Annotated in this window: 1 protein-coding gene; it reads left to right on the plus strand. The window is 64.4% G+C overall.

What is annotated here, in order from left to right; all coding sequences use genetic code 11:
* On the plus strand, positions 1 to 1070 hold a 1070-nt coding region (locus DU506_RS21250), incomplete at both ends, for a molybdopterin-dependent oxidoreductase (protein WP_147273815.1).

The raw sequence follows: 1070 nt of genomic DNA on the forward strand, positions 1-1070 counted from the left end.
CTGGGCGAGTTCGGCGGCCAGAAGCCCGAAGAAGTCGTGTGGCATGACGAGGCGCCGGAAGGCAAGCTCGACCTGCTGGTGACCCTGGACTTTCGCATGTCCACCACCTGCCTGTACTCGGATGTGGTGCTGCCCACCGCCACCTGGTACGAGAAGGACGACCTCAACACCTCCGACATGCACCCCTTCATCCACCCCTTGACCGCGGCGACCGACCCGGCCTGGGAGTCGCGCAGCGACTGGGATATCTACAAGGGCATCGCCAAGGCGTTCTCCAAGGTGTGCGTGGGCCACCTGGGCGAGGAGACCGACCTGGTCACCCTGCCGCACCAGCATGATTCCCCGGCGGAACTGGCTCAGGTGGAGGTCAGGGACTGGAAGAAGGGCGAGTGCGAGCCGATTCCCGGCAAGACCATGCCGGCGCTGATCGAGGTCAAGCGCAACTACCCGGAAACCTACGAGCGCTTCACGTCCATCGGCCCGCTGCTGGAAAGCATCGGCAACGGCGGCAAGGGCATCGCCTGGAATACCGAGTCCGAAGTCGAGCTGCTGGGCAAGCTCAACCATCGCAAGCTGGACGGGCCGCACAAGGGGCGCCCGCTGATCGAGACCGCCATCGACGCCGCCGAGATGATTCTGACCCTGGCCCCGGAAACCAACGGCCAGGTGGCGATGAAGGCCTGGGGCGCGCTCTCCAAGATCACCGGGCGCGATCACGCTCACCTGGCGCTGCCCAAGGAAGACGAGAAGATTCGCTTTCGCGATATCGTCGCCCAGCCGCGCAAGATCATCTCCAGCCCGACCTGGTCGGGCCTCGAGGATGAACACGTCTCCTACAACGCCGGTTATACCAACGTTCACGAGATGATTCCCTGGCGCACCGTCAGCGGCCGCCAGCAGTTCTACCAGGATCACCCCTGGATGCGCGCCTTCGGCGAAAGCCTGCTGGTCTATCGCCCGCCGATCGACACCAAGGCGGCCAAGGGCTTCAAGCTGCCCGAGGACAACGGCAACCCGAGCAAGGCGCTGAACTTCATCACGCCGCACCAGAAGTGGGGTATCCACTCCAC

This window comes from Vreelandella rituensis, assembly GCF_003336665.1.
Lineage (GTDB): Bacteria > Pseudomonadota > Gammaproteobacteria > Pseudomonadales > Halomonadaceae > Vreelandella > Vreelandella rituensis.